The organism is Pseudomonas sp. MF6396, from assembly GCF_002018915.1.
GTDB lineage: Bacteria > Pseudomonadota > Gammaproteobacteria > Pseudomonadales > Pseudomonadaceae > Aquipseudomonas > Aquipseudomonas palmensis.
This window is the reverse complement of sequence record NZ_MVOK01000039.1, coordinates 23,572-31,845: the sequence shown is the minus strand read 5'-3', so window position 1 is coordinate 31,845 and position 8,274 is coordinate 23,572. Positions and strand designations below refer to the sequence as shown.

Below are 8,274 nucleotides of genomic sequence, written 5' to 3'. Positions count from 1 at the left end.
AGATAATAGCACCCGGTGAGGGTGTTTCTTCTTCCTTTCCCGCCCATCCCCCCCTTTCCTCCCCGTATCCCCCACATATACATACACCGCCCCACTGATAGCGATATAACGCACGGAATTGGTCAAAATCGGCCTTCTTCCACTCTGTTGATACAACGACACCAAGCCACACAACTACACGCCTAAAATAGCCAAATGCGTTACACCTCGCAGCATTATAATCTGTCTAAAAGCCTATATCAGATAATAGCACCCGACAGCGTTAACCACTCAACCCAACACATCCATAGGTTCGGAGATATATCCCCCAACCTATATGTATGTATACATACATATCAAATTTCTTTCCTGATGAAAATTTCACACTTTTCAAAATTCATCAAAATGGGTGAATATCACTCACTGGGCTGATGAGCCTAAATATCCCGAAAGCGATTTGGGGCAGTAACCAAAAATCGACTTTTTACAAAAATTATTTTCTTGAAAAAACTGCCGTGAAAATTTAACGTTTTTATCGAATTTTTTAGATATTTAATTTTTTTAACCATTGAATTGTGGCTTACAAATAGCAAAATATCTTGTCAATAGCAAAATGAAAATAAATATAACATCCAACCTTAATCATCAAATAGGGTTCAACCTTACTTAAATTACTTAGTTGACTTTTGCCACGAAGCAGATCAAAAAATGACACTGCAAAAACTCAAAAATCGCTCTCAAATGAATTTCACAAAAAAATGTATGGTCTTGGTCACGTTCAAAATTGAAAATAATGAGAATATCCAATTTCCTACATCTTATATCCCCGAAGCAATGTTATAGGTTAGGAGATATATCCCCGAAGCATTGACATACCAAAAACCTATGGTAATTGTATTGTAATAACATAGGAGTTCTAGATATGAACAAGATGGAATATGCAGGAAAAATTGGCGGCATGGTTGGTGGTTTTAAAAGACGTGAGCGTCAAAATTTTTTAATTATGTTCGTAAAAATAATAGAAATGGATGAGCTTGAGATACGAATGACCTCAACCCTTGCCAAAAAGCTAATAGCAGCGTTTTCAGGCTGCAAATCAATATCCAACGATGTTCTAATTAAGGAGTTTGCAAGAAGCGGGAATAGCGTAAAACAACAAAACCTTGATATGGTTGTCCATTCATTAGTAAAACGATGGCAAGATTACTATAATGAACAGTGGCGAGAGGCGAAAATAAAAATAGATATTGAAGCAGATGAATACAAAAAACGTATAATCGAAGAAATGCGACCACAATAAAATTCAAAACATGTAACGCCAGACGATACATACTTATATCCTCGAAGCTATTTTTTTTGCTTCGCGGATACACATTATACTCTCACAAAGTATAAACACCCCACCACCCTTCAAATCAAACAGCCATAGGTTCAAGGTTATATCCCCAAACCTAATGCTGTCATTTTTTCGCAAGCACTCTTTTATATTTTATCTTTTATGTAATAATGAAAACAAGAACAATAGATATTTACATGACAATCAAGAGAAAACAAAAAGGTTTAACCCTATTTGAAACCCTGCTTTCCTTATCAATAGTAATGGCCCTTGTCGTCAGCTTCCTCTATTGGTACATGGAACAACAACGCGAGCAACAAGCCACTATCTTCGGAAAAGATATAGTTTCAATCATCACCGCATTTGACAAGCGTATCCATCTCGATGGGTGGGACATAGATAACTTCAAAAACGGCAGAGAATGGAGTGGTTCTCCCGCCATTCTTGAAATGCTAAACAACGAATTTATCGCTAAAGAGTCCACTTGCGGGAATGAAAAAAGCTGGGTGCCTGTTTTATCAAAAGAGAAATCAACTCAGTTACTTCCGTGTAAATTCTGGTCAAGAATCCCATATAACTTCATTGCGAAAGCAAAAATAACCCCAGATGAAGAAGGCTTTATAAAAACTTTCAAGGTGATATTCCAACCTAAAAACTTATCGTCATTTTCACAAAATTTTCGATATTTCAACAGAGCGAAAATTGCTGCCAATGCTAATGACTCTTTAAATGTAACTGGCGGTCATCAGTTCTACTTTGCTTCTCTTTCCGACCCAGATACAAAAATAACTAACACCGAATGCCTTGCCTTAAAAGCAGACTGCACCCTAGTCGCTACCTACGACCGTGAGGGCGGTAACGAGTATTTAAGAGTAGATGGCACAAATTCAATGCTAGGATCAGCCGTTGCTTTTAAAGAGTCCAAAGGGCATAACAGGCTTCGCTGTATCAAATGGGAAAAGAATACAAGCAGCAGTGCTTGGGAATCGAAAACGGTAGATTGTGGTATCGGGATACACACCGAAACAGGCAGCCCAGTAGCCGTAGATATTGCCGTAAATTCATCCACTAACCAACGTGTAATGCTCGATAGGCTCTGCCCTGTATACACGCACTCAGCAGACGGCCTTATCAACTCCACGCAAAAAGCACCTTGTGGAATACTCTCTCAAGACGACGCCGGCACAGAGGTAGCCTATCAGGTTATAGATACGTTATCCGCTGGAAAAGGACTGATTAAAACGCTCTACACCGACATAATATATTCCGACGAAATTAATACTAACTACATGAAGGTAAAAAAGGATTTGGTTGTTAATGGAAAAACTGACCTAAACGGTATTTTAACGGTAAACGCCACAACCAATTTAAACCAAAGGCTAAATGTTGCGGGTGATATCGTTGGAGGAAGCAACCTCACTATTAACAAAAACATAACGGCGAATACAGGAAATATAAATGCCACGTCAGGCTCAGTTAATGCAAAAGACGGCAATTTCAACGGCAACGTCAAAAGTAACACATTAGGCATAAGTAGCACCGCGAATTTTCAAGGCACGACTAACGCGAATGGAAGATTGAACTCGAATGAATATATCTCACTGAATAAAGTCGTCACTATCAATAGCTCTTGTCCTTCATTGGGCTTATTGGCTCGTAACTCTCAGGGTAAAATACTGACATGCCAAGGTGGTAGATGGACGCTGCAATACACTCCGGTATATTTGACAACTTCTAAATCTAGTATTGATAATATGCAAGGCGGATCACCGGGCCAGAACTGCCTACAACAAGCCGGTGATGACCCAAGATCAGTTAATTACTGGCTATCTTGTGGATCGCGTTATTGCAGATCACAAGGATACGGAGGCGGTCAGGTTCTAGAAATGTCTTGTGAATCACCTAGCTGCACTGTAAATACAATTTGCTTTTAAATTATTGACTTTTGGATATTCATGATAAAGTATAATTAAGTCAATAATTTATTATAAAAATGAAAAACACAATTATAGCAATCTTTGCATTGAGCTTTATGAGCGTTTCACATGCCGCCTACAAACTATATATTCCGTTGGAGCAACCCAATGGAGGATCACTTCCAAATGGCACTATACAGATAAAGCCTAGGTCACCCGGCATATCTGCTGAAAGCTGGAGGGTAACAGATCCGCTCTATGGAGAATGGATTAACGTAGGCGGCATATACGGGTGTTCAAATTGGGGACCTGACCCTTCTACGCAGACTATTGGCGTTACCTTTGATCAAACCGCAACCGACTGTAAGCAAGATCAAACGACCACCAAGCAAGAAAGAGAGCAGGAAACTACTACTCTCGTATATCGAAATATTGGAGAACCTTCGATTGAAAGCAAATCTGTAGCCGTTCATTCCACTAGGAAAGTGACTGGCACCAAAGAAAACTGGCAAGCAGCCGAACCACTTTATGGCGAATGGGTTAATAATGGTGCTGTTTATGGATGCTCGAACTGGGCACCCGCACCAACAAGCATGCTGAAAGATGAGCCATACAATCAAACGGCTACGGACTGCAAACAAGATCAATCTCGCACTAAACAAGATCGCGAGCAGGAAACAACAACGTTGGAATATAGAAATGTGGGCCTACCAGTTCCTGAAAACCATACTATTTCGGTCAATAGTAGCCGCCCATCTAACGGATTAGCTTCTTGCGTGTATAATGTTGATGTAATCAACAACTACTGGTATGCCAGTGCTATCAGCAATTATCTTCAAGTTGTAGTAAACGGCGTCGCTATCAAATACCAGACCAATTACACATCAACAAGCATCACTGTAAATGGAGTTAGATACAAAAGAGGGGCTTTAATTAAAGATAATTTCTACGAAGTCTGCAAATGAATAGCCAAATTAATAGAAAGGCCGTCTCCGGCCTATTTTTAGTTAATGGGCTCAAGCGAACCGAATGGGAGTTTATATTTCGATGCGAACCATGAGGTACCATTATTTGACTGCTTCACATGAAAACAAACTATCCCATATGTGTCTTCCACTCCAACACCAATAAACGGCGGCAACCATAACAACTCTAGTGTGCCATCGCCTTCCCAGCCGTTCTTCTTTAAAAGCTTTTCAGCTTCTTCAATAAGAGCATATCCATCTGGAAAACCAGCCAGTGTCTCTCTGGCATTTAAGAAAAATAATCTATCATCAATAAAGTGATAGGAGTACACATGAAAATCCTTAACATTTTCAGGTGTGTCGCCAAGACTCCAGAGCATGTTTTGGAAACGCCCATTATCATCCTTTACCATAAGCACCTCTCATCCTTCCTGTTTGTAATTACTTGGCATTTTAGGATAGCACAAATCATAAATAGCACGGGCCAAAGCACCATCGTATGGCACCCAACATCCTGTTATCGCCAGTCCTTCACTTGTCCAGACACCACCGTCAGACGAATCGGAGTAGATCCACCAGATGGATTTACCCTCTACGATAGCAAACCAATTTGAATACCCTGAAGGTAGATGCTCACGCAATAGCCCCCTTTTTTCACTTTCGGCAGCATCCTCCAAGAACGGAATCGACTAACCTTCGTGCCATTATCGACAATACACCGTCTGATGCCTTCTCTCGTGTGCATAACAAGCCTTTAATCAGTGACAGGCTAAATATACCAGAAGGTTAGAAGCTAACTCGGAAAGGGCGTTTCCGTGAGGCACAAGGGATCAAAGCCTTTACAAGCGAAGCGACCACCAGAATTGGCGGGCCACAGCACGCCACCGCTTTTCATATGCAATCCGGTCGCCACCGTCACGGGTACAAGTCCCCGCACCGTTGGCGACCCTGATCCAGAAATCAGGCACAGGAACGGCTCAGAGCCTCACAGAAGCACCAATACATCAGCAGACAGGCAGAGGTAGCCGCAAAGGGCAAAGACGCTCAGAACGAGCAAGGAAGACTCAAACGAAAGACGAAAAAAATGGTGATCTGCAGATCAGGTTTTTGCTACAAAACCTTGCTACAAATCACCATTTTTTTATCCCCGTAAATCATTGATTTATAGGGATTTTTCCAATATGGCGGAGAGATAGGGATTTGAACCCGCCCAATCTTCTCGATAGGCCCTTACAGGCCAGCAAAACCAGCTATTCTGGCGTGAACGGAAGGCCTACTTAGGCCCCAGGCGCCCTTGAATTTGCCCTAAATCTGCCCTAAGAACTCTGAGACCTGGAGCATTGTCATGGATGAAAAAGCCTCAATCACAGTCGACACGCTGGAGCTATTGCTTCTGAACCAGATCGCCATCAGAGCGGCACTGGAAGAGCTCTCGCTATGGGTCAGTCATCGCGGCTCTGTTCAGATCCATGAAAGCGCCATGGGGGCTCTAACGTCTCTCGACACGAATGCTGAGGCGATCTCGTCCGGCATAGAGCGCTTGCGGGAATGAGCCTTCACGCAGTTCGCTGGTGACACAGCCCATATGATCAGGGTCGATGATGGATTGGCTGCATCTTCCTTGAGAGTCAATGATCACGCTGCCTCTAGAGCACCTCTCCCAGGCGAGTACCATTTTTGTACCATTTACGCGTGTGTCCCTCCGAACCCAATTGACCATTGATTCCAAAAAAGCTCAAATGTGCGACAGCTATAGCATTCTGCCCAAGAATGCAGGAGCCTCTAAACTCAAGGAGCGATTATGGGATTCCAGCGTTTTTCACGTATCAAAAATGGTGCATTGTATATTGGCGCACCGGAAGCCGAGGCTGAGTCACTTCCCAATTCAAAAGTATCTTTAAGTGATGTCTATGAAGACTATCACGACCTATTCGGTGAGACATCTAATGAAAAATTCATAATAATTGGACGCAAGGGATGTGGCAAAAGCGCATTCGCTGAATACGCCTATTTACTTTCGAAGCTGGATGCAAACTTATTCTGCACCTTCATTCGCCAAGACACAGTAAGCTTGGAGCAGCTTGTTCAACTCGGCAGGGAAGCGGGCGCCGAGCAGACTAAAGATCACTTGTTTAAATGGCTAATTTACACGAATATTCTTAAATTATTTTTTGAAAACGAAGCTGCACAGCAATCGCCAAGATATGCTTTATTGAAGGAGTTCCTAAAAAAGAATTCTGGATTTATTGACATCGATAAAGGCGAGGTCATCGAACTTGTAAAAAAGCACAAATTCGAAGTAAACATAGAACAGCTCAAGCGTTTCTTTAAAGGGAAGTTCAACAAAGAAATCGAAATAAAGGAATCCAGAGCCTCCTATTACAAGTTGCTTCCACACCTTGAAGAGGTGATCGTCGAGGTCCTAACATCGCCTGAAAATTTGCAGAACGAAAATTTTTATGCCGTTTTTTTTGACGACCTAGATATTAACTTCAAAGCAACCAACCCAGAATCAGTTGACAACATCATCAGCCTTCTCCGAACAACAAAGTATGTCAACAACAATGTCTTCGCGAAAAATGGCGCAAAAGCTAAAGTTTTAATTCTCATTAGGGACGATGTGGAGCGTCTGCTTTCACCACAAGGCTCTGATATCGCTAAACTATTTTCGTCTTACTCCACCACCCTGAATTGGTATGAAGAAGACTATCCAAACCCCAAAAAAGAAGACACACTCTCCCTAAAAAAACTTATTGCAAAGCGCGTTGAGAACGCCTTCAGAAAAGCAGAGCTTCCACTGAGCAAGAAGACGGCCTGGAAAAGCTTAGTTACTGAAGACTTTGCGCCAAAATCCGCATTTAAGTATATTGCTGATCACACATTCCTGCGACCAAGAGATCTGATTTTATTCTTTAAACCCCTAGAAACTGGCCGATATAATCTCCCACTTTCAAAAAAAGACATTCATTCGCTGTTAGGCCTCTACGCCTCAGAGTTAATAAAAGAACTCAGTAATGAGCTATCATCCTTTTATGAGCCCCATCAGATACAGAACATATGGGACGCCACCAAGGAAATCTACAGGCAATACGACTGCACCTACAACCAAGCTCTTGATTTTGTGCGATCATACTGCGATAGCGTCAACCCTGAAAAAATTCTAAACGATCTTTTTGACAGATCAATCATAGGCTGCATCAGCAAAAGCAATTCTTTTGTACGATTTAAAATAAAAGCCTCCAAGAAAGACGCTGAAGATTATCGACTAGACAAAGACGGTTACATACTTGTTCATGCTGGCATCAAAGCCTACCTCCAGAATAGGTAATTTGGCAATCAGTAAGCGCGTGGGTCATTACACATTCTAGTTGCGCAGCAGCAAGAACAGTAAAGGTGCCCAAGCCTCTAATGATTTGGCTTGCGCACCTTATTGTTCGGGGAGGGACGTCTATGTAGTGACATAGATCTGGAATAGTCCATGGGTAGCTTCATTCTTCCGATAGCGAATGCTGCCAATGACCCCGTTGCCCCATCTAGCCTAGCAACGAGTGAAAGCCGAAGAGTTCGGAGATTGAAGCCAACGATTGTATGAAATTGACACTCAGCCAATCGAATTCGATGCTACAGCTTACCTCCCAAGAATCCATATGCCTCAGTTTAGAGTCGGCACACTGGTCAACATGTGGGGAGCGGTCGGGAGCGTTGTCAACCGATTCGCCAACGATTCGTCGATGTTGAGGGTGCAAATAGCCTATGCCTGATCGCTAAGACGTTTCAGATACACGCTGTAAACGCCGCCAGAGGCTTTGTTGCTTTGGCGGTCAAAATACCTGACGCTGCTCAACACTAAGCGAACACACCCCGATTGTGCTGGTGCATTAATGAAAAAAGGCGCTCAAGCCCATATGTGCTGGACTTGAGCGCCTTTTATCGACAGTGCGCTAGGAGTGCTTTTGGCATGGGTTGGCATAGAGTGGCGAATGATTCGCCCCATATTTGCCCCAAATATCACGCTAATGAACCTTCTGTGTAGGTGCTCCAAGCGCTCGTAACTGATAGTCGTGAACCGCCTAGAACA

Annotated in this window: 6 protein-coding genes; 5 read left to right on the top strand and 1 reads right to left on the bottom strand. The window is 42.5% G+C overall.

What is annotated here, in order from left to right:
- Positions 1-901: 901 nt before the first annotated feature.
- From MF6396_RS28575 to MF6396_RS28565, 3 genes are all read left to right on the top strand, one after another.
- Positions 902-1,279 carry a hypothetical protein gene (locus MF6396_RS28575; protein ID WP_153046129.1) on the top strand — a complete coding sequence of 126 codons (378 nt, stop codon included), beginning with the start codon at positions 902-904 and terminating at the stop codon, positions 1,277-1,279.
- Between the two features lie 233 nt (positions 1,280-1,512).
- Positions 1,513-3,249, top strand: coding sequence for a shufflon system plasmid conjugative transfer pilus tip adhesin PilV (gene pilV, locus MF6396_RS28570; RefSeq protein WP_161493048.1), 1,737 nt, complete (start codon positions 1,513-1,515; stop codon positions 3,247-3,249).
- A 59-nt stretch (positions 3,250-3,308) separates the two neighbouring features.
- Entirely contained in the window at positions 3,309-4,196 is an 888-nt protein-coding gene (locus tag MF6396_RS28565) for a hypothetical protein (RefSeq protein ID WP_153046127.1), read from the top strand.
- Between the two features lie 38 nt (positions 4,197-4,234).
- Here the strand turns inward: MF6396_RS28565 and MF6396_RS28560 are convergent, their stop codons facing one another.
- Positions 4,235-4,615 carry a hypothetical protein gene (locus MF6396_RS28560; protein WP_153046126.1) on the bottom strand — a complete coding sequence of 127 codons (381 nt, stop codon included), beginning with the start codon at positions 4,613-4,615 and terminating at the stop codon, positions 4,235-4,237.
- Between the two features lie 926 nt (positions 4,616-5,541).
- On the opposite strand from MF6396_RS28560, the gene MF6396_RS26225 reads away from it, so the two are divergent.
- Together MF6396_RS26225 and MF6396_RS26220 are read left to right on the top strand one after the other, a co-directional pair.
- Positions 5,542-5,748 carry a hypothetical protein gene (locus MF6396_RS26225; protein WP_078481884.1) on the top strand — a complete coding sequence of 69 codons (207 nt, stop codon included), beginning with the start codon at positions 5,542-5,544 and terminating at the stop codon, positions 5,746-5,748.
- Between the two features lie 249 nt (positions 5,749-5,997).
- Complete coding sequence (locus tag MF6396_RS26220) at positions 5,998-7,524, top strand: P-loop ATPase, Sll1717 family (RefSeq protein ID WP_078481883.1); 1,527 nt, start codon at positions 5,998-6,000, stop codon at positions 7,522-7,524.
- Positions 7,525-8,274: the final 750 nt, after the last annotated feature.

Coding starts and splice junctions, on each gene's coding strand:
- MF6396_RS28575 (WP_153046129.1), top strand. CDS start 902: ATGAACAAGATGGAATATGCAGGAAAAATTGGCGGCATGGTTGGTGGT.
- pilV (WP_161493048.1), top strand. CDS start 1,513: ATGACAATCAAGAGAAAACAAAAAGGTTTAACCCTATTTGAAACCCTG.
- MF6396_RS28565 (WP_153046127.1), top strand. CDS start 3,309: ATGAAAAACACAATTATAGCAATCTTTGCATTGAGCTTTATGAGCGTT.
- MF6396_RS26225 (WP_078481884.1), top strand. CDS start 5,542: ATGGATGAAAAAGCCTCAATCACAGTCGACACGCTGGAGCTATTGCTT.
- MF6396_RS26220 (WP_078481883.1), top strand. CDS start 5,998: ATGGGATTCCAGCGTTTTTCACGTATCAAAAATGGTGCATTGTATATT.